19 protein-coding genes, 1 tRNA gene and 1 pseudogene are annotated in these 18512 nt (G+C 68.6%); 19 read left to right on the plus strand and 2 right to left on the minus strand.

Annotated elements, in window-relative coordinates:
- The first annotated feature begins 88 nt into the window (after positions 1 to 88).
- From SRB17_RS40265 to SRB17_RS40275, 3 genes are all read left to right on the plus strand, one after another.
- The gene (locus tag SRB17_RS40265) at positions 89 to 934 is read left to right on the plus strand and encodes a DUF4365 domain-containing protein (protein WP_153546480.1); all 846 of its coding nucleotides are present in this window, start codon (positions 89 to 91) and stop codon (positions 932 to 934) included.
- Between the two features lie 535 nt (positions 935 to 1469).
- Entirely contained in the window at positions 1470 to 2705 is a 1236-nt protein-coding gene (locus tag SRB17_RS40270; RefSeq protein WP_153546482.1) for a helix-turn-helix domain-containing protein, read from the plus strand.
- The gene (locus SRB17_RS40275) at positions 2702 to 3265 is read left to right on the plus strand and encodes a flavoprotein (protein ID WP_323377386.1); all 564 of its coding nucleotides are present in this window, start codon (positions 2702 to 2704) and stop codon (positions 3263 to 3265) included. The genes SRB17_RS40270 and SRB17_RS40275 overlap by 4 nt, the downstream gene beginning before the upstream one ends.
- 216 nt (positions 3266 to 3481) lie before the next feature.
- Here SRB17_RS40275 and SRB17_RS40280 read toward each other — a convergent pair whose 3' ends face one another.
- Positions 3482 to 3877, minus strand: a complete 396-nt coding sequence (locus SRB17_RS40280; protein ID WP_153546484.1) for a GntR family transcriptional regulator — start codon at positions 3875 to 3877, stop codon at positions 3482 to 3484.
- Between the two features lie 164 nt (positions 3878 to 4041).
- Between SRB17_RS40280 and SRB17_RS40285 the strand changes: the two genes are divergently transcribed.
- The 14 genes from SRB17_RS40285 to SRB17_RS40350 all read left to right on the plus strand — a co-directional run bounded on the left by SRB17_RS40285 (position 4042) and on the right by SRB17_RS40350 (position 15965).
- Positions 4042 to 4341, plus strand: coding sequence for a hypothetical protein (locus SRB17_RS40285; RefSeq protein WP_153546486.1), 300 nt, complete (start codon positions 4042 to 4044; stop codon positions 4339 to 4341).
- The gene (locus SRB17_RS40290) at positions 4338 to 5327 is read left to right on the plus strand and encodes a DUF2637 domain-containing protein (RefSeq protein ID WP_153546488.1); all 990 of its coding nucleotides are present in this window, start codon (positions 4338 to 4340) and stop codon (positions 5325 to 5327) included. The genes SRB17_RS40285 and SRB17_RS40290 overlap by 4 nt, the downstream gene beginning before the upstream one ends.
- Complete coding sequence (locus SRB17_RS40295) at positions 5324 to 5974, plus strand: GGDEF domain-containing protein (RefSeq protein WP_153546490.1); 651 nt, start codon at positions 5324 to 5326, stop codon at positions 5972 to 5974. Before SRB17_RS40290 ends, SRB17_RS40295 begins: the two co-directional genes overlap by 4 nt.
- Positions 5974 to 6357, plus strand: coding sequence for an RRQRL motif-containing zinc-binding protein (locus tag SRB17_RS40300; protein WP_153546492.1), 384 nt, complete (start codon positions 5974 to 5976; stop codon positions 6355 to 6357). The genes SRB17_RS40295 and SRB17_RS40300 overlap by 1 nt, the downstream gene beginning before the upstream one ends.
- 77 nt (positions 6358 to 6434) lie before the next feature.
- Positions 6435 to 8666 (plus strand): cell division protein FtsK, encoded by a 2232-nt coding sequence (locus tag SRB17_RS40305; protein WP_323377388.1) that lies wholly within the window; start codon positions 6435 to 6437, stop codon positions 8664 to 8666.
- Between the two features lie 139 nt (positions 8667 to 8805).
- On the plus strand, positions 8806 to 9057 hold the full coding sequence (locus SRB17_RS40310) for a hypothetical protein (protein ID WP_153546494.1): 252 nt from the start codon (positions 8806 to 8808) through the stop codon (positions 9055 to 9057).
- A gap of 35 nt (positions 9058 to 9092) precedes the next feature.
- A complete protein-coding gene (locus SRB17_RS40315; RefSeq protein ID WP_153546497.1) occupies positions 9093 to 9281 on the plus strand; it encodes a hypothetical protein in 189 nt (62 codons plus the stop codon).
- Positions 9282 to 9292: 11 nt separating this feature from the next.
- Positions 9293 to 9901 (plus strand): hypothetical protein, encoded by a 609-nt coding sequence (locus tag SRB17_RS40320; protein ID WP_153546498.1) that lies wholly within the window; start codon positions 9293 to 9295, stop codon positions 9899 to 9901.
- Between the two features lie 2 nt (positions 9902 to 9903).
- Positions 9904 to 10386, plus strand: coding sequence for a hypothetical protein (locus tag SRB17_RS40325; RefSeq protein ID WP_153546500.1), 483 nt, complete (start codon positions 9904 to 9906; stop codon positions 10384 to 10386).
- A gap of 91 nt (positions 10387 to 10477) precedes the next feature.
- Positions 10478 to 11377, plus strand: a complete 900-nt coding sequence (locus SRB17_RS40330) for a bifunctional DNA primase/polymerase (RefSeq protein WP_153546504.1) — start codon at positions 10478 to 10480, stop codon at positions 11375 to 11377.
- Positions 11374 to 12531 (plus strand): AAA family ATPase, encoded by a 1158-nt coding sequence (locus tag SRB17_RS40335; protein WP_153546506.1) that lies wholly within the window; start codon positions 11374 to 11376, stop codon positions 12529 to 12531. The genes SRB17_RS40330 and SRB17_RS40335 overlap by 4 nt, the downstream gene beginning before the upstream one ends.
- Entirely contained in the window at positions 12528 to 12722 is a 195-nt protein-coding gene (locus SRB17_RS40340; protein ID WP_153546509.1) for a helix-turn-helix transcriptional regulator, read from the plus strand. Before SRB17_RS40335 ends, SRB17_RS40340 begins: the two co-directional genes overlap by 4 nt.
- Positions 12719 to 14173: a tyrosine-type recombinase/integrase gene (locus SRB17_RS40345; RefSeq protein ID WP_323377390.1), complete on the plus strand. Its 1455-nt coding sequence runs from the start codon at positions 12719 to 12721 to the stop codon at positions 14171 to 14173. Before SRB17_RS40340 ends, SRB17_RS40345 begins: the two co-directional genes overlap by 4 nt.
- A gap of 862 nt (positions 14174 to 15035) precedes the next feature.
- On the plus strand, positions 15036 to 15965 hold the full coding sequence (locus SRB17_RS40350) for a hypothetical protein (protein WP_194294294.1): 930 nt from the start codon (positions 15036 to 15038) through the stop codon (positions 15963 to 15965).
- Positions 15966 to 16133: 168 nt separating this feature from the next.
- Here SRB17_RS40350 and SRB17_RS40355 read toward each other — a convergent pair.
- Positions 16134 to 16205 (minus strand) — tRNA-Arg (locus SRB17_RS40355).
- Between the two features lie 141 nt (positions 16206 to 16346).
- Here SRB17_RS40355 and SRB17_RS40360 point away from each other — a divergent pair.
- Both SRB17_RS40360 and nrtL read left to right on the plus strand, forming a co-directional pair.
- Positions 16347 to 16826, plus strand: a pseudogene (locus SRB17_RS40360) (response regulator); the annotation flags it as partial.
- 313 nt (positions 16827 to 17139) lie between these two features.
- Complete coding sequence (nrtL, locus tag SRB17_RS40365) at positions 17140 to 18492, plus strand: ArgS-related anticodon-binding protein NrtL (RefSeq protein WP_323377391.1); 1353 nt, start codon at positions 17140 to 17142, stop codon at positions 18490 to 18492.
- The last annotated feature ends 20 nt before the right edge of the window (positions 18493 to 18512 follow it).

An 18512-nucleotide genomic window follows, 5' to 3' on the forward strand; every position in this document is an offset into this window, starting at 1 on the left:
GCTTTCCCTTGCCCTGCCGGCGCCACCACGCCACTTGACGTTCGTTCAATCATGGGCTTTCACTGCAGCTTCATGCTTAAATGGCAGAATGTCACCCAAGCGCCCGCGATCTCACCTAAATGCTGATCTATCGATTGCTAAAATGCAGGAAGCGTTCGCCTTGCAGGGCTGGACTGCGGAAACCCTTGGAAAAGATTACGGAGAGGACTTGTTGGTTCGAATATTCGACGATGGAGAGGCGACGCCGTACACGTTCTACGTTCAGGCCAAATCGACAGAAACCCTTTCTCGATATGTCAAGAAGGGGAGTGACTATGTGCGTTACCCCATCGCATTTGATCACCTTGAGCATTGGCTGAAATTCTCGGACCCCGTCTTTCTTATCATTTGGGATAGGGAAACAGGGAGTTTGATGTGGGACATGATCCAAGAGCCCTCCCTCCCTCTGGACACATCAGGGGTGAAGGCGAAAATCCTCGTGCCAAGACGTAACGCGTTGGATAGGTCGGGGCTGGAAAGGCTGCGCACACAAACGGTTTCTCGACATAAGAGGCTTAATAGGGAACAGCGTGGATCGGAAGTCCTGTTGGATTTGCTGTCAAAGTCAATGAATGCCAAGGTGGACTATGACTCTCAGGCTGGAATACTGGTAATTGAACATCATGACGGCGAAATGAGCCTGCAGCTATTTGGGGCGACTCTAAAATTAATGCGCTGGATTGCTAAAGAACGCAACACGACTGTAGAGGAAGCGTTCAGGCAAACGATCCATTCGGGGGCCGAAAATATTCTATCGATCGAGGCGGGCACGCCGTACGAATACCGACATTCAGATGGTTCAGTCACTACCTGTCACACCGTAGAAGAATGGCTGAGGTGCACCGCCAGTACTGACGACTATGTGGGATGGGTGGAGGAAATGCCGGATGAGTAGCTGACCTCATCAGCCACAGAGGGCTTCTCCCTCATGTCCGCCGGCAGTCGCCAGCTGCCGCCGGTTGCGGCGGCTAGCCGGGGCGAAGGAACGGGTAGGCCGCGCCGCTGAGGCGGCGAGCGCCTGCGCCGTGCGCGGGCCTTGATCAGGTAGGGAAAGTTCCGAACCCTGCTGTGTATCACGTGAGCCAGAGCAGATCGGAAGTCGCCTCCGGCTCCTACCTCCATTGAGAGGTCGGCTTCGCCGACGGGCTGTAACACCGCTGTGTGTTGCAGCCGTCTGTGACCGGACAGCCCGGACAGTGGCACTTTGAGCTGTCCGGGCTGTTTGTGCAGGTGAAAGCCCTGATCGGACAGTCGGACAGCGCGGACGCCTCCCGGCGCGGTTCCATCAGACCCGGACAATCCGTCCTGGTCCGCTCCTACTCAGTGCCGCACGCTGGTCATTGGCGGTAAGGGCTGAGATTACTTACCCCTTCCCCGCCGCGTCGGTACCGTGAAATGCGCCCCTACTCACCAGCGGGAGGCAACACCCCATGCGTGGTCTTGGAGATCACCTCAGCATCGGCGAGCGCATTGCGTTCTATCGGAAGCGCCGCGGCTACACGCAAGAGGTGCTGGCCGGCCTGGTCGGTCGGAGCACTGACTGGCTGGCGAAGATCGAGACCGGTCGCAGGAAGCCGCCCCGCATCGACATGCTCGCGGAGCTGTCGCGCATCCTGCGCGTGCCCCTCGGAGACTTGCTCGGACAGACCGTCCTCATGGAAGACGAGCGACAACAAGACGACGTCCCCGCCGTGCGTGACGCTCTCATGAGCCCGCGCCGGCTGTCCCGTCTCCTCTTCGGGCCGGACGCTGAGGCTCAGCTCCCGGCGCCTGTTCCTGTGGCCGTGCGCGTGGAGCATGCTTGGAACGACTACCAGGGTGGCCGGCTCGGCAGCGTCATTGCTGCACTGCCTGCCCTCCTTCAGACGGCTCAGGAGCTGGAGGAGCGAGCGGCGCGCCGCGGCGATGACCGTGGTGACTGCTGGGCTGTGTCGGCCCGTACGCACCACCTTGCGGCTACGACACTCGCCAAGATCGGCGAGTCGGACATCTCGTGGCTGGCCGCCGAGCGCGCGATGCGAGCCGCTGACGAGTCGGACGACCCGCTCGTGCTGGCGTCCGCCGCACGTTCGGGTACGCACGCGCTGCTGGCCAACGGGCGCTATGACGATGCCCTCGAACTGGGCAACACGGCCGCAGCCTGGCTGTCGTCTCAGGTAATTGATCACAACCCGGCGGCACTCAGCCTGCTGGGAATGATCCACCTGCGTGCAGCTGTCGCGGCGGCGCGCCATCAGGACCGGCCCACCGCAACGGCACTCCTGAACCGTGCCGAGGAGCTCGCGGACGATCTCGGCTCGGATGAGAACTACTGGCAGACCGGCTTCGGGCCGACGAACGTACTGCTCCACCGACTGTCCATCGAGCTGGACCTCGACAACGTCTCGTATGTGGTGGAGCGCGGTCGGATCAACGTCGATCACATGCCGCAGGAACGCAGCGTCTCGCACCGTATCGACTTCGCCCGTGCCCTGTCGCTCGCTGGGCAAGGTGATGATGCCTTCGCAGAGCTGCGTACGGCCGAACGCACGTCGCCGCAGCTCGTACGCAACAATCCGAGGGTGCGCGAGACGCTGCGAGACCTGATCAAGCAGTCCCCAGTGACGGGCGGCTCGCGTTCGTCGGATGTGTTCGCGATGGCTCAGCGGTGCAGGGCGGTGCAGTGAGTTCAGGCAATCGTGGGGTTCTGGGAGTCGTCGGCTCGGCGGCCGGCGGAGTAGAAGCGTTGCGCACCGGTCTCGTAGAGCCCGCCATGGGCCGCGGATGGCGCGTGGCCGTCACGCTCACGCCAACCGCAGGTCAGTGGCTGCGTACGAGCGGCGAGCGTGAGCGGTTGGAGAAGCTGACCGGCCTGCCCGTGCGTGATGAGCCGCGCCTTCCCGGCGAGGCTCGGCCACATCCGCCGGTTGACTGCTACGTGGTCGCCCCCGCGTCCGCCAACATGGTCGCCAAGCTGGCGACCGGCCTGATGGACAACCAGGCGCTGACGCAGGTTGGCGAGGCCATCGGGACTCTCGGTCTCCCCGTCGTGGTTTTCCCGCGGGTGAACGCGGCGCACGCTCGCCACCCCGCGTGGCAAGGCCACATCGACGCTCTCAGGGCGGGAGGGGTGCATCTGGTCTACGGCCCGGATGTCTGGCCGCTGTACGAGCCGAGGGACGCCCCGGCCGGGCGCGAACTTCCGTGGACTGCAGTGCTGGACGCCGTGGACGGTTCCATCCAATGATGGGTCGTCAACAGGCCTGATCTGCAAGGAAAGAGGACCCGGACAGTCTGTCCGGGTCCTCTGCTGTTTCCGGCTGCATGCTCATTGGCATGTCAGGGATCAATGAGCGAAGCGGCGAGTCGGGAGGCCTAACCTCTGCCGAACTCGCCGCGATCAAAGTGAGCATGGGCGAGGTGCGCGTTACGGCTGAACGACTGCTGAGGCGCGCGGACAGGCTTACGACGCGGGTGGAGTCTCGTTACCGACGAGTCGTTCAAGACGATCAAGCCGCTCGCCGAGCGTACGAAGCGCGTCGTGAATCGCGCTGAGCTCAGCGGAGAGCGCGGTGAACGCGGGGATACTGCCCGGCTCGGTGCCGAGCGGCACCGACGGGTCGCGGACGAACGTTCCGCGGCCCTGCTGGGTAAGCACGAGCCCCTCGTCGCGGAGCTGCCCATATGCGCTCTGCACGGTCATGAGCTGCACGCCGAGTTCTTTGGCGAGCCTGCGAGCCGCGGGCAGCTGCTTGCCCGGTTCGTACGAGCGGTTCGGACCCGTGATCTTCGCGCGGAAATCGGCGGCGATCTCTTTGGCCGTGGGCGTCTGCTTCGGCGCTTCTGGGCTCTGCTCCATGGCTTCGAGAGTAGCTGGACCTAGGTCAATCTCTGTTCTCCCGTCGTCCCTCCTTGACAGCTAGATTGACCTAGGTCAATCTGGAAATCCCGTGGCGCTGGGACTCCCCAGCAAGGTCGCCCACCGCCGCGGTTCTCCCTGCTCCTTCGACTCAGGAGAGCACCATGCGCACGTACATCGGCCATCAACAGGCCATCTCAGCCGAGGACTTCGTGGAACTGGCCCTTGGCACCCCTGTTGAACTGTGGCTCGGGGTGGAGGGCGAAACCGAGATCGAGCGCGCGGCCCGCCTGGACGCGGCGCGCGACATCCTCGCCGACCCCGAGTACCGCAGCCTGCCGGACGACGTGGCCCGCATCGCCGCCGAGGTGATCGAGGCCCACGCCCCGGAGTTGTTCAACGTCGTCCCGCTGGCGCGGCCGGCGAGGCGCCGCCGGTCCTCCCTTAAGGGAGCGGCGGCATGACGACCGCAACCGAGACGGCACGGCCGGCGGTGCCGCCGCTGACGAAGCCGGAGATGAGTTTTGCCGCACTGGGCGTGTTAGCGGCGGCCGGTGTCGGCGCCCTGGGGCTGATCGCATCGCTCGACGCAGTCTCGTCTGCTGCTGCCCGATGGGGATTCGCCGAGCCGTGGATGCTGCCGGTCGGGATCGACGTGGCCATTCCGGTGTTCACCGTGGCCAACCTGCTGCTGATCCGGATGGACATGGCGTTGGCGTGGGTGCGGTTCGTGCCCTGGGCGCTGACGCTGGTCACGTGCGGACTGAACGTCGCTGCCGGGCACACGCTGTGGGCCAAGGTCGCGCACGGCACAATGCCCCTGCTGTGGGTGGTGTTCTCCGAGATCGGCGCCCACGTCTACGCCGTGCGGATCGGCGCCGCCACCGGCCGCCGGATGGAGAAGGTGCGGTTCTCGCGCTGGATGCTCGCCCCGCTGTCGACCTTCGCCCTGTGGCGGCGGATGACGCTGTGGGAGATCACGTCGTACTCCGAGGCACTGAAGCGGGAACGAGAGCGGCAGTTGGCCCGCGCCCGGCTGCGGGAGCGGCACGGCCGGCGGTGGCGGTCGAAGACCCCGCGCCCGGAACGCGTGCTGCTGAAGCTGGGCGAGTTGGCCCCGGCGAGCGAAGACCTGCCGGTGCCGCCGCAGCAGACGGAGGAGCCGAAGCCGGAGGCGCCCAAACCACCGCGCAAGCGCCCGGCCGGTGCCAAGAGCAAGGGCAAGACGGGCAAGGCGCCGCGGACCCCGGCGGAACTGCTCGCCGAGGCGCGGGAGGCCACGGCCGACTGGGCCGATGACGCGATCAACGCGGAAGCCATCCGGACAACCCTGCACTGCTCCGCGGCCAACTCCCGTGTGCTGCGCGACCTGCTGCTCAGCGAGCGGGCCGAAGGGCGACGCCTGCACTCCGTCGACGGCGGCGAGGAGACAGAGGGGACTGCGGCATGAACACCTGGCTCAGCATGCTGGCTGCGGTGGCTCCGGTCGCTTCCGGCTGGACGGCCCACACGCTGTGGCTGCGGCGGCGCCTGAACGTCGCCCGCCGTGACCCGCTGACCGGGCTGCGGACACGGGAGGCGTTCACCCGTCGCGCTACCGCACTGCTGCGGAACCCGCGGGCGGTCGTGGTGCTGGCCGATGTCGACCGCTTCAAGCAGATCAACGACACCTTCGGGCATGCTGCCGGAGATGCGCTGCTGAAGGCGACCGCGGCCCGGCTCGCCCACCACGTCGGCGGTTCCGGGGTGGCCGGGCGACTCGGGGGCGATGAGTTCGCCGCCGTCCTGATCGATGACCACGGCACCGCTGCTGATCTGCTCGCCGTGCTGCACGGGGTGCTGGCTCGCCCGATCGATGGCCAGGACCCGGCGGTACACACCACAGTCTCTCTCGGCTGGGTGCGCGCCGCGGATTTCCCCGGCGAGGACCTGTCGGCTCTGCTGCGGCGAGCCGATGAGGCGATGTACGCGGCCAAGCAGGCGCGCGCCGGGGCCCGCCGGGCGGGGCTGGGGCGACTGTTCGCCACGGTCACCGGGCGGCGCGCCGGCCGCGCCGGGGCCCGGGCCGATGCTCCGGTCGTGGGGGTGGCTGCCTGATGTCCGCCTACGGCAAGTGCTTCGACCCGTCCGGCGCCCGGTTCGGGGTCCCCACGTACCCGTGGCGGTTCGCCCCGGACGGCTACGCCACCCGCCGTCAGCTGCGGGCGGCCGGGCTGCGGCCCGGCGGGCAGCCGGTGGCGGCTCAGGTGATGCGCCGCCACCGCGGCCGCAGGTCCGGCTACCAGGTCGCCTACCTCTACCGCGTCGACTCCGCGAAGCCTGTCCGGCCGATGACCTCCCGCAAGTGGGGTGCGCTCGCCCTGGCGATGCTCGCCCGCCGCACCTGCCCCAAGTGCCGGATCACCTACAGCTACTGCATCCCGACCTCGCTCGGGGTGTGCGTCCTCTGCGCCTACCCCGAGGAACAGCGCGCCGCCTGACCTGTACGGGGCCCGGTCCCAAACCGACCAAAGCAGCGGCCGGGCCTCGCCATCCCTCCCAAGAGAAGGAACCCTCAGTGAAACACCCCGACGACGACAACGAACTCTTCAACCGGCTGGAAGCCGAGATCGCCGCCGACTCCGACGGTGCCGTGGTCGACCTGGACAAGGCCCGTTCCGCTCGCACCGAGTCGGCCGAACGCACGCCCGACGCGTCGCCCGACTCCGGGCCCGACCGGTCGGCCGACCCGAGCGAGGCAGAGTCGGACGACTCCGGCCCGACCCTGGTTGACCGTCCGGCCCCGGCGCAGTCGGGCCCCGGTCTGATCGACCGCATCCGCGACTCCAAGCGGCTGGACGTCCTCCCGGCGTGGGTGAAGTCGGGCCCGGAGTTCACCGACGCGATGCGGTGGATGGCCGGGCACGTCTGGCACACCATCGCCTTCCACGCGGTCCGCGTGCCATTCCTGTACGTGCCCAAGCTCATCTGGCGCTCCCCTCGCGGCCTAGCCAACACCCTGACCCGCGTCGGCCGGTGGGCGGTCGACGCGGAGGGCGAGCCGCTGCGGCAGGCCGAGGCCCGGCGGGAGAACTCCGAGCTGTACCTGAAGCTGTCCCGGCAGCGTGACCGGCGGGTGCGGCTGCGGATGATCCTGACGATCCTCGGGGCCTTGTTCGCCCTGGGCCTGGGTCTGTTCCTGGTCTACGGCGCGGAGCTGCGCACGCAGGTCATCGGCGCCACGGTCACCGTGCTGACGCTGGGCTGGCTGGGAGCGCCGGCGGATGCGCCGCTGGCCACCCGCGCGGTCATCAAGACCGAGGTGCAGAAGCTGACCAGCGACATCGTGGTCAAGGCCATGGCGTCCATAGGCATCGGGCAGATCGCCTCCGCGGTTGCCAAGGGCCAGGACGGCATCAAGTTCGTCGCCCCGATCACCCGCGAGGGGCCCGGCTGGCGCGCGGACATCGACCTGCCCTTGGGCGTCACGGTCGCCGACGTGGCCGACCGGCGCGCTCGGCTCGCCTCCGGCCTGCGCCGCCCGCTCGGCTGTGTGTGGCCCGACGCAGACCCCAGCGAGCATGAAGGGCGCCTCATTCTCTGGGTGGGGGACCGGGACCTGTCCAAGACCGGTCTCGTCAAGTGGCCGCTCGCAGGCGCGCGCAAGCACGACATCTTCAAGCGGATCCCGTTCGGCATCGACCCGCGCGGCCGGGCTCAGTCCGTGCCGATGATCCAGCACAACATCCTGATCGGCTCGCTGCCCGGCCAGGGCAAGACCGCCTCCGTGCGCGTGTTGGCCTGCGGCGCCGCCATGGACCCGTCCGTGGAACTGTGGCTGCACGAGAACAAGGGCACCGGCGACCTGGACTCCCTCGAATGCGTCAGCCACCGGTTCGTCTCCGGTATCGACGACGACTCGATCAAGTACGCGGCCGACTCCCTGAAGCTGCTGCGCGAGGAAGTCATGCGCCGTGCGGCTGCGATCAAGAAGCTGCCGCGGGACCTGTGCCCGGACAAGCGCATCACCCGCGCCATCGCCGACAAACGCTCACTCAAGCTGTGGCCGCTGGTCGGGGTGTTCGATGAGTGCCAGAACCTGTTTGGCCACCCCAAGTACGGCAAACAGGCAGGTGACGACGCCGAGTTCATCATCAAGCTCGGTCGCGCCTTGGGTGTGATCCTGATCCTGGCCACGCAGCGCCCGGACAAGGACTCGCTCCCGACCGGGATCAGCGGCAACGTGTCCATCCGGTTCGCCCTCAAGGTGGCCGGGCAGGTCGAAAACGACATGATCCTCGGCACCTCCGCCTACAAGAACGGCGTGCGCGCCACGTCGTTCCGCCCGGAGATCGACGCCGGTAACGGCTACCTCGCCGGCGCGACTGCGCTGCCGGTCGTGGTGCGCACCGCCTACCTGGACGACCCGGCCACCAACGCCATCGCCCAGCGCGCTTACGCCCTGCGCAAGGCGGAGGGAACCCTGTCCGGTCACGCACTCGGAGAGGACCCCGATTCCGTGACCGGTCCGTCCTACGACCTGCTCGCCGACGTCGCCGCGGTCGTGCCGCCCTCGGAAGAGCGGGTCTGGAACGAGCGGATCGCCGCCCGGCTGGCCGAGCTGCGGCCGGAGGTCTACGGCGGCTGGAAGGGCGAGAACGTCACATCCGCACTCAAGCCGCACGGCATCAAGACACGCGACGTGGCCGGGACCACCGACGACGGCACCCGCACCACCCGCCGCGGCATCACCCGCGCCGACCTCACCAAGGCGATTGCAGATCGTGACGAAAAGCGGGGCGCCGCCTAGCCCCGGACGGTGCTACCGGTAGCACCTAGCCCTGCTACCGGTAGCAGGCCTGCTAGCACACCACATAGCACCTGATCTGCGATCTAGTGCATAGCGCCCGCCCTGCGAAAACCCCGGAAACCACCTGGAAGGGCCCCTCATGACCCTCATCGCCCTTGCTGTCGCCTGCCTGTTCGCCATCACTCTCGGTTACGCCGGAATGTGCGCGGCCAGCCCGTTCGGCACCTGCCGCAAATGCCACGGCTTCGGCTTCGCCATGGAAACCGACCGCAAGGGACGGCCCAAGCGCGGCAAGAGCTGCCGCCGCTGCAAGGCCACCGGTAAGCGCATACGCGCCGGGCGCTGGCTCTTCAACCGCGCCCAGCGGATCTACCGCGAAGGCACGCACTGACCACCCGCCCACACCACCCCAAGGAGGTACCGCCCATGGCCGTCACCGTCTCTCTCGTGGCCCTGTTCGGACTCGTCCTGTTCTTCCTGCTGCGCTCCAACTCCCTCGGCTACGGCGCCGCCTTCACCGCAGCCGGGTTCGGATTCTTCCTCGCCTCCACCGGCGCCGCCGGACCCATCAACCAGCTCGCCGCCGCCGTCATCGACGCCATCCCACACCTGTGAGGAGCTCAGCCATGAACGAACAGACCATCGCCCCACACTGGCTCGCCATCATCGCGCCCAAGGCGGCGCCCGCCATCGCTACATCCACCGTGCTGATCCTGGCCCGTATCTGGAACGCCAACGGCGCCGAACACTCCGTCGGCAACGCCGTGCTCATGACCGCGCTGTCCCTCGCCGCCGCAGCGGCCGGCGTATGCGCCAGCATCGGACGCGCCGGAGACAGCGTCATCGCCGGAACCGCGTTCGCCGCCTCCGGAGGGCTCACCCTCGCCGGGGTCGCCGGATACGCCGACGGACTGTCCCTGCCCCTGCTGCTGTGGGCGCTCGCCACCGCCATCGCCTACGGGCTCGCCGCGCGGTACTGGCGCACCGACCGCCGCGAGCGCACCGCGTACGAGCGGCAGACCAGCGCGCGCCGCGAGGAACACGCCCACATCGAGCGCGTCGAGGCTCTGCGTGCCGGAGCCCAGATCGAGGTGGCCCGTAGCGGCGCCGCCTACGCCGAGCAGCTCGCCCAGGCCCTCATCACCCGCGCCGCCTTGCCCGGCTTCGACTTCAAGGCCCTGGAAGCCGCCGGGCTGCCCGAGCTGCCCTCCGTCAGCACCAGCAAGGAGCACTGACCATGTTCGAGATCCGCGTCATCTGCGACCTGGCCGACAGGGACCGCGTCAGCCACGCCCTGGCCGCCGCGTTCGACACCGGCCCGGCACGCCAGTACCCCACCCACGACGGCAAGCGCACCCGGCTGTACGTCACCGCCGACCACCGGCCCGCCCCTGAGCCGTCGTCCATGGCCCCTCACTGGCCCGCCCCGGAAGAGGCATACGCGCTCGCCCCCAGCATCATCAGCGAAATCGGATGGACCGCCCGGACAGCGGCCAACAGGCCGTTCTACGACGGGCTGAACCGCGAGTTCTGGCTCCGCAAGGCCGCTCTGTTGGACCGGATCGCGCTGAGCGACGAAGCCGACCGCGTCACCAACGACGCCGCCGACCTCGCCACCCGAGCCGCGCATCGGCTGATGGAGCTGGACGGCACGGCCATCATCTGCGCCCCGCGCTACTACGTCCGCCAGCAGTACGCCGCGTGGGCCAAGAACCAGTAGCAACGCCGCGGCGGCGGGACTCCCCAGCAAGGTCGCCCGCCGCCGCGGTTCTCCCTGCCCATCCGTAAGACAGAACAGGAGAACCCCCAGCATGCCGCACCCGGACGGCTCTGCCCAGCTCACCGCCGCGCTTGACGCAGCGTCGCGTGACTGGCGCGTCTTCCCCCTCATCCCCGGCGACAAGCGCCCGGCCGTCTCCGACTGGGAGACCCGCGCCACCACCGACCCAGACCGCATCATCCGCGCATGGTCCGTCGCCGCCTTCAACGTCGGCATCGCCACCGGCCCCTCCGGCCTGGTCGTCATCGACCTGGACAAGCCCAAGCACCCCGGCGACACCCCGCCAGCCGCCTGGGCCGAGCACGACGTCACTGACGGCGCCGACGTGCTCGCCGTACTCTGCGAGCGCTACGGACAGCCCTTCCCCGCCGACACGCACACGGTCCGCACCTGGAGCGGCGGCACCCACCTGTACTTCCTCGCGCCCGAGGGCGAGCCCCTGCGCAACACCGCCGGGGACAGCGCCCGTGGACTGGGCTGGAAGGTCGACACCCGCGCGTGGGGCGGACTCGTGGTCGGCGCCGGCAGCACCTTCGAAGGGCGCCCGTACGCGGTCACCCGCAACGCCCCCGTGGCACCCCTGCCGGACTGGCTCGTCGAACTCCTGCGCCCGGCCCCACTTCCCCCGCAGACGCCCATCACGGTCGCCCTCACTGGCCGGGGACGACGCACAGCCTTCCTTCGCTCGGCGATCAACGGGGAGGTGCACCGGGTCACCGGCTCCGGCGCGCACGAGCACAACAACGCGCTGTACGTCGCCGCGGTCGCCCTCGGACAGCTCGTTGCCGGGGGCGAGCTGAGCGAAGCCGACGTCACCGGCTGGCTCCTCACCGCCGCGCTCCAAGTCGGCCAGGGCGAGCGCGAGGCGCGGCGCACCATCGCTTCCGGTCTCCGGGCCGGAGCACGACGCCCCCGGACGGTCGCAGCATGAGCGCCAACCCCATCCCGCCCCTGCACCTGTACTCCGTGCCCAGCGACCCCGAACCGGCCCCCACGGCGCCGCCGAAGCGGGAGCGCCCACGGACCGCATGGACGGCCGATCAGCTCATGGCCGCGCACTTCCCCGAGCCGAAATGGGCCGTGCCCGGCATCCTCGCCGAGGGCGTCAGCGTTCTCGCCGGACCGCCGAAGGTCGGCAAGTCCTGGCTCTCCCTCGGACTGGGTCTGTCGGTTGCCGCTGGCAGCAAGGCGTTTGACTCCGTGTCCGTCGAGGGCGGGCCGGTGCTGTACCTCGCCCTGGAAGACACCCCGCGCCGTCTGCAGACCCGTATGGGCAAGCTCCTCGGAGGGCAGCCCGCGCCGGCCGGTCTGACCCTGGTCACCGAATGCCCACCCTTCCCTCAGGGCGGCACCGAGGCCATCGCCCAGTGGCTGGAGCGCAACCTGGCCGCGCGGATGGTTGTTATCGACGTGTTCGCCAAGATGCGCGGACAGGCCCCGGCCGGGGCATCGGCGTACGACGCGGACTATGTGGCCGTCGGATACGCCAAGCGGCTCGCGGACCACTACGGTGTGGCCGTCGTCCTGGTCCACCACGTCCGCAAGGCAGGCTCCGAGGACTTCCTCACCGAGGTCTCCGGCACCAACGGCATCGCCGGAGCGGCTGACGCCACCCTCGTACTCAAGCGGGCCCGCGGGCAGGCGGACGGCATCCTGCACGTCACCGGCCGCGACGTGGATGAGGCTGAGTACGCCCTCAGCTTCCAACCCGGCTCCGGTGCCTGGCACCTGTTGGACGGCCCGGTCTCCGACCACACCGTCAGCGACACCCGCGCCACGATCCTGCGCTACGTCCGCGCCCACCCCGGTGCCAAGCCGAAGAACATGGCGGGCGAGCTGCCGCACGTCGACCTCGACACGATCCGCCGCACCTGCAGCCGCATGGCCGACGCCGGACAGCTCACCAAGGATGCCGGCGGCCGGTACTACCCGGACACCGAAGCCCGGACGCAGGGCGCCCAAGAGGTGTCCGCACTGTCCGGCTGTCCGGTTGCCTCCTCTGACCTGCACGAACACCCCGGACAGTCGGAATTGGAGCTGTCCGGCCTGTCCGGTGCGGACGAAGCCGAAGGGACGGCGAAATGAGCGCCCGTACGCGAGACGAGAAGATGACCGTCAAGGAGGTCATCGCTGATCTCAAGGTCGCCCCGTCGACCTTCTACCGGTGGCGCCAGCTCGGGAGGGGACCCCGCGCGATCAAGCTCCCGAACGGCGACGTGCGGATCCGGCGGTCGGAGTACGAGCGTTGGCTTGCGGAGCGGGAGGACGCTGCGTGAGCACTGAGAACGACACCCCGGCCGGGCGCCCGCGCGGGTCGGCCCGGCCGGGCTACTCATTCGACGTCAAGTTGTGGAAGGTGTCCAAGACCGGTCGCAAGTCCCGGCCGTGGCGCCTCCGGTGGGTGGTCGCAGGGCGGGTGCACGGCGACACGTTCACCACGTTGGCTCTCGCGGAGAGCCGACGGTCCGAGCTGTGGCAGGCCATGAACCGGCGCGGTGAAGCGTTCGAGATCGAATCGGGATTGCCTGAGTCCGAGGTGCGCACGGCGGCCGAAGCAGCGGACGCCGAACCGACGTTGCGGTGGTTCGAGTTCTGCCGAAAGTACGTGGCCGGGCGATGGCGCACGGCTGCTGCCAAGACCCGTGAAGGCATGGCCGACAGTCTCGCGGCCGTGACCCTCGCCATGGTCAAGCGCGGGGACGGCACTCCCGAGGATGAGACGCTTCGGCTGGCCTTCCGCTGGGGGATCGTGCCCGCGAACGAGGGGGAGGACCCGCCGGTCGAACTCAAAGCCGCGTACGAGTGGGTCACAACGACCGACCGGCCCTTGGGCGACCTTACCGATGCCGAGGTATTCGAGGATGTGCTATACCGCGTCAGCTACAAGCTCGACGGCACCCCGGCCGCCGGCGACACGTACAAGCGGCGCCGCCGGGCCCTGAACGCCGCTCTCGAACACGCTGTGGCCACCGGGGAGCTCCTGGAGAACCCACTTCAGCGGACCCGCCGGAAGCGCGTCGGCTCCAATGACGTGGTGGACCCGCGCGTCCTGGTGAACGCCGCACAGGCCCGGCAGTTGCTCACGTCCGTCTCCTACGTCGGTTCGTGGGATCGCTGCCGTGGCCGGCGCCTGGTGGCCTTCTATGCGGTGCTGTACTACGCGGGGCTCCGGCCCGCTGAGGCGGTCGGGCTACGGCTGTCGGACTGCCACCTGCCAGAGAAAGGCTGGGGCACGCTGACGCTGCGGGAGACACGCCCCGTCTCCGGCAAGCAGTGGACCGACTCCGGGGAGCGCCACGATCGTCGGGGCCTGAAGGCACGCGAGGCGTCCACCGACCGGCCGGTCCCCATCCCGCCGGTCCTGGTCGCCATCCTCCGGGCACACCTGAAGGAGTTCGGGACCGCCAAGGAAGGGCGCGTGTTCGGCAACGAGCGCGGGGGAGTGGTCGGTTCATCCACCTACTGGCGGGTGTGGGAGGAAGCGCGGGAGTACGCCCTACCACCGGAGCGCATCGACTCGCCGCTGGGCGGGCGCCCCTACGACCTGAGGCACGCATGCATCACGCGGTGGCTGAACGCCGGGGTGCCGATCGCTGAAGTGGCCCGCCGGGTCGGTAACTCTCCGGAGGTGATCCACCGGCGATACCACGGCTGCATCGACGGACATGAGGAAGCGGCCAACGCGAAGATTGAGAAGGCGTTGGAAGAGGAGGGCGACGGGACTTAGATGTAGGGCGGCTGCTGGCGAGACCGTGCGTCGGCTCCATGACAGCACTGCCTGCACGGCTGGTCGGCCTACCTGAGCTCGCAGATACGGTCACCGGTCCGGCGCTCAACGAACAATTCGTCCGGACAGCGTTACGCGGGCCCCGAGCCAACGGAGGTCTCGGGGTCCAGCGCCGTCGGTTGACCCCGCAGGAGTTACCTCCGGATGTGGATGGTGATCTGCCATCCCGCTGCGACGGTGACGATCGCGATCCCGAGCGGAGGGTTACCCATCAGACTGATGGCGGTGCCCCCGACGACACACAACACCGAGAACGCGAACTGTGCCCATACGAGTGCCCTGTTCCCGGACCGGTCTGCGTCCGCCCTGGCCGATCCGATCGGCGGGGTGTGCTTGCTCCCCATCTCTGGGGTACGTTCCATCTCAATCACCAGTTATTTTCTCGCTTTCGGTGAGGTCGCAGGCCCAGGGTGCTGTGCTGGCAGGCCCGTTGCCCTGGTGCTTGCTGCCGATCCGGCGGTGGGCTGATCCCCAACTTCCGGTGAAGCGCCCGGCGTTACGGGGGCCTCGCAATCAAGCTTGACCGGCCCGGAGGGCGTCATCAGGTACACTGGCTGACGGATTGATCCGCATGGCGACTAGTAACAATATTGATCAATAAAGTTGACCAGGTCATCATGAGGATCAATCCGTAGCGGCCAATCGGGGAGGGTAAGTGCCGGCGGGGGACGGGAAGGTAGAGGTCCGGCTGCAGACGCTGAAGGATTTGCGCCGTGCCGAGATACCTGCGGTCACGGCAGCTGCGCAGCGGATCTGGGAGCAGGGTCTACAACCTGCGACAATACGGATCCGACGGTCGTACGTGCGCAACGAGACCATGAAGCGCGTTGAAGACGAGCGCAAGCCGCTGCCCATGGCGGACCGGCCCCTGTCCGCTCGGATGATCGCTCCCAAGGGTGTTGCCCTGAAATTCCACCTCACCCAGCTCTTCGCGGCGCAGTGCGCAGTCAAGCCCGGCAAGCCTTGGCCCCATCCCTATCCAGTGGAGCCGACCGTGCAGAGCGATGCGTCATGGGCCGGCCTGGTTGCCGTCCACGCCACGTATAAGGGCCCCGGCATCCAAGGCGCTTCGGTAGCCACGAACAAACGACGCCAGCTGACTCAGGCGCTGAAGAAGTTGGAAGGCCTAGCCCTCATACGCGCCACCACCGGCCCAGGGCGGGCCCGCCAGGGCTTCGAGATGCTGTGTGAGAACGGCAAGAGCACCGCTGCGGCCGGGATTCCCTACAGCGTTCCGAGCAGCTCGGAAGCTTATCTTGAGGTACCACGGGAATTCTTCACGAACGGCTGGGTTCACGTCCTGACCATGAGCGAGATTGCCGCACTCCTGATGTGGCTCGACGCTTTGAAATTCGACCCGACTCGGACATCAGATACATCGATCATCGTCACTCGTGTCACAAGCGACACCCGGCAGGGGTTCTACGGGCTCGGGCGGGAAACGTACGAAACCCACCAGCAGCTAGACGCCTTCCAGCTGCTAGACGTGATTCGTCCAGAAGAGCGCCACTACGACGGCAAGTGGGAAGACTACAAACAGGACACCAGTGACCTGTTCTGTCACCGAGTGACGCCCACCCCTCAGGGCTTCCAGCGCAAGGCCGACGACGTGGTCCTTGAGGTCCTCCAGCGTCGAGACATCCTCGGGACGTGGTCACGCTCCCCTAATGCCCCGGTTCGTCGGCACGAACGGATCAAAATGCGTCCGACCCACAAGAAGCAGAAGGCCTGACACCAGGCAGTCGCAGCGGAGGGTGAACCGCTCTGCGCGGTGTGTCGGAGGTGTGTCGCGGATACTGAGAGACAACGAGAGAGGGCGGGAGTCAGTGAGACTGACTCCCGCCCTCTTCTGTCGGCATCCGCCCTGGTCAGCGCTTGATTTCTGCTGATCCTGGGCGAGTGCCCCCGGCAGGATTCGAACCTGCGCACACGGCTCCGGAGGCCGTTGCTCTATCCCCTGAGCTACGGGGGCGTGTCGGTTGCGGAGCTTCTTGCTCGCGGCGACGGGTAGAACACTAGCAGGTCCGGCGGGATGATCAGGAATCCGTTTCCCCGGGTGCGGGGCGGCGTGGGTCCACTGGGTGCCGGGACGGGTCCCCTGTACGGGGTGGAAGTGGGGAAAACCCGGACGCGGTGGCCGGTCCGGACCTACTCTCGAGTTGTGCCAGGCGCCTCGGGTCGGGTGCTTGTTGTGGACGACAACAAGGTCATCCGGCAGCTGATCAGGGTCAACCTCGAGCTGGAAGGGCTTGAGGTCGTGACCGCGGCCGACGGTGCCGAGTGTCTGGATGTCGTGCACCAGGTGCGGCCCGATGTCGTGACGCTCGACGTCGTCATGCCCCGGCTGGACGGCCTGCGCACCGCCGCCCGGCTCCGCGCCGACCCCCGTACGCACCATCTGCCCCTCGCCATCATCAGCGCGTGCACGCAGTACGAGGTCGACACCGGTCTCGATGTCGGTGTGGACGCCTTCCTCACCAAGCCCTTCGAGCCCGCCGAACTCGTCCGCCTCGTCAAGCAGCTGATCGAGCGCGGGGGTGGAGACGACGGAGGAGAGGGGCGCGGGGGAGGGCAAGGAGAACGGGGAGGGCAGGGAGAACATCGCGGCGGGAGTGGCGGGAACGGCGGCGGTGGCGACGGAGATGGTGACGGGGGTGGTGATGGCGGCGCGGAGGGTGACGGGGGCGGCGGCAGGGTCGACGGCGGGAGTGACAGCAGGGGTGACAGGGGTGACGGCAGGGTTTCGGGGGGCGTTGCCGACGGGATCTCCGACGGGGTGTCCGGTGGGATTTCCTCCGGTGGTTAGGGGGCCGGGGATCGGGTGAAAGGCCCGGTTCGGTCAGAGGGTCGTCCCACAGTGAGAACCGCTTCGCCTACCCAGCCCCTTCCTCCCCTACGCTTGTCCCGTGACCCCCGTCGAGCTGTCCCGCACCGTGCTGCACGCGGTGCGTTGTGCTGTCGATGACGGGGAGCTGAGTGTGACCGTGCCCGAGCGGGTCGTGGTGACCGAGCCGGGGCCCGGAGGGTGCGGGGACTTCGCCACCAACGTCGCTCTGCAGCTCGCTCGGCCGGCCGGGCAGCCGCCGCGGCGGGTCGCCGAGATTCTGCGGCCCCGGCTCGTCGGTGCCGACGGCATCCGGGATGTCGTCGTGACCGGGCCCGGGTTTCTCAACATCAGCCTCGACGCGCAGGCCGACCCCGTCACCGGGCTCGTCCGGGAGATCAGGGAGCGTGGGGTCTCGTACGGGCATGGTGACGCCCTTGCCGGACAGGTCGTTGCGTTGCGGGTGCCCTACGAGGTGCGGGCGGAGGTCGTCGCGGACGCCGTCGTACGGATCGTGGCCACGCAGGGCGGGCGGGCCACCGTCGAGCACGGTGAGCCCGTCAATCTGCGGCCCGTGCCGGCGCCGGAGGATCCCGCGCCGCTGGGCCACGACGCCTCCCAGTGGGCCCTGCTGCATCCCGCTCCGCACGACCGGCCCCGGATCACCGCCGATCATCTGGTCCAGCGGGAGAGCAATCCGCTGTTCCGGGTGCGGTACGCCCACGCCCGCATCCGGTCCCTCAGCCGCAACGCCGCCCGCCTGGGCTTCGCCGCCGAGCCAGGTCCGCTCGACACCCGCCCGGACGACACCGTCCCGGACGAAACCGCCCCGGCCGACAGCGGCCTGGTCCATGCCGACCCGCTCGGCGCCGCCCCGGCCGACACCGGCCTGCCCTACGCGAGCCTGCTCGACTCCGGCCTGCACGGCGTCGGCGCGCCCGGCACCGGCCTGTTCGAAGCCGCCCCGGTCGACATCGGACCGCTCGTCGCCGGCCCGATCGGCACCGGCCTGCCACACCCCCACCCCTGCCCCGTCGGCCCGCTCGACCCCGCCCCGCTCGCCGGCCCGCCCGGCGCCGGCCCCCTCGACGCCCGCCGGCCCCACACCGCCCCGGTCACCACCGCCAACGGCGCTACCGCGAACGGCACCAGCGCCATCCCCACCAGCACCACCCCCCGCGACCTCCTCACCCCCCTCGCCGACCACCCCCGCATCCTCGCCGCGGCCGCCACCCACCGTGCCCCGGACCGGATTGCCCGGCATCTCGTCACCGTTGCCGATGCCGTGCTGCCGTTTCTGCCCTGCGTGCTTCCCTGCGGCGAGGAGAAACCCTCGGCCGCCCACCGCGCCCGGCTCGCCCTCGCCGAAGCCGCCGGGACGGTGCTGGCCGGCGGCCTGTCCCTGCTCGGCATCGACGCACCCGAACACCTCTGAGGCCCCTCGCGAGAGGCCCG

Source organism: Streptomyces sp. RB17 (assembly GCF_009604455.1).
GTDB lineage: Bacteria > Actinomycetota > Actinomycetes > Streptomycetales > Streptomycetaceae > Streptomyces.

Bases quoted from the DNA above. Each gene is read 5' to 3' on its own strand.
- SRB17_RS40270 (WP_153546482.1), top strand. From the start codon at position 1,470: ATGCGTGGTCTTGGAGATCACCTCAGCATCGGCGAGCGCATTGCGTTC.
- SRB17_RS40320 (WP_153546498.1), top strand. From the start codon at position 9,293: ATGAACGAACAGACCATCGCCCCACACTGGCTCGCCATCATCGCGCCC.
- SRB17_RS40285 (WP_153546486.1), top strand. From the start codon at position 4,042: ATGCGCACGTACATCGGCCATCAACAGGCCATCTCAGCCGAGGACTTC.
- SRB17_RS40295 (WP_153546490.1), top strand. From the start codon at position 5,324: ATGAACACCTGGCTCAGCATGCTGGCTGCGGTGGCTCCGGTCGCTTCC.
- SRB17_RS40310 (WP_153546494.1), top strand. From the start codon at position 8,806: ATGACCCTCATCGCCCTTGCTGTCGCCTGCCTGTTCGCCATCACTCTC.
- SRB17_RS40290 (WP_153546488.1), top strand. From the start codon at position 4,338: ATGACGACCGCAACCGAGACGGCACGGCCGGCGGTGCCGCCGCTGACG.
- SRB17_RS40300 (WP_153546492.1), top strand. From the start codon at position 5,974: ATGTCCGCCTACGGCAAGTGCTTCGACCCGTCCGGCGCCCGGTTCGGG.
- SRB17_RS40330 (WP_153546504.1), top strand. From the start codon at position 10,478: ATGCCGCACCCGGACGGCTCTGCCCAGCTCACCGCCGCGCTTGACGCA.
- SRB17_RS40280 (WP_153546484.1), bottom strand. From the start codon at position 3,877: ATGGAGCAGAGCCCAGAAGCGCCGAAGCAGACGCCCACGGCCAAAGAG.
- SRB17_RS40265 (WP_153546480.1), top strand. From the start codon at position 89: ATGTCACCCAAGCGCCCGCGATCTCACCTAAATGCTGATCTATCGATT.
- SRB17_RS40340 (WP_153546509.1), top strand. From the start codon at position 12,528: ATGAGCGCCCGTACGCGAGACGAGAAGATGACCGTCAAGGAGGTCATC.
- SRB17_RS40335 (WP_153546506.1), top strand. From the start codon at position 11,374: ATGAGCGCCAACCCCATCCCGCCCCTGCACCTGTACTCCGTGCCCAGC.
- SRB17_RS40325 (WP_153546500.1), top strand. From the start codon at position 9,904: ATGTTCGAGATCCGCGTCATCTGCGACCTGGCCGACAGGGACCGCGTC.
- SRB17_RS40315 (WP_153546497.1), top strand. From the start codon at position 9,093: ATGGCCGTCACCGTCTCTCTCGTGGCCCTGTTCGGACTCGTCCTGTTC.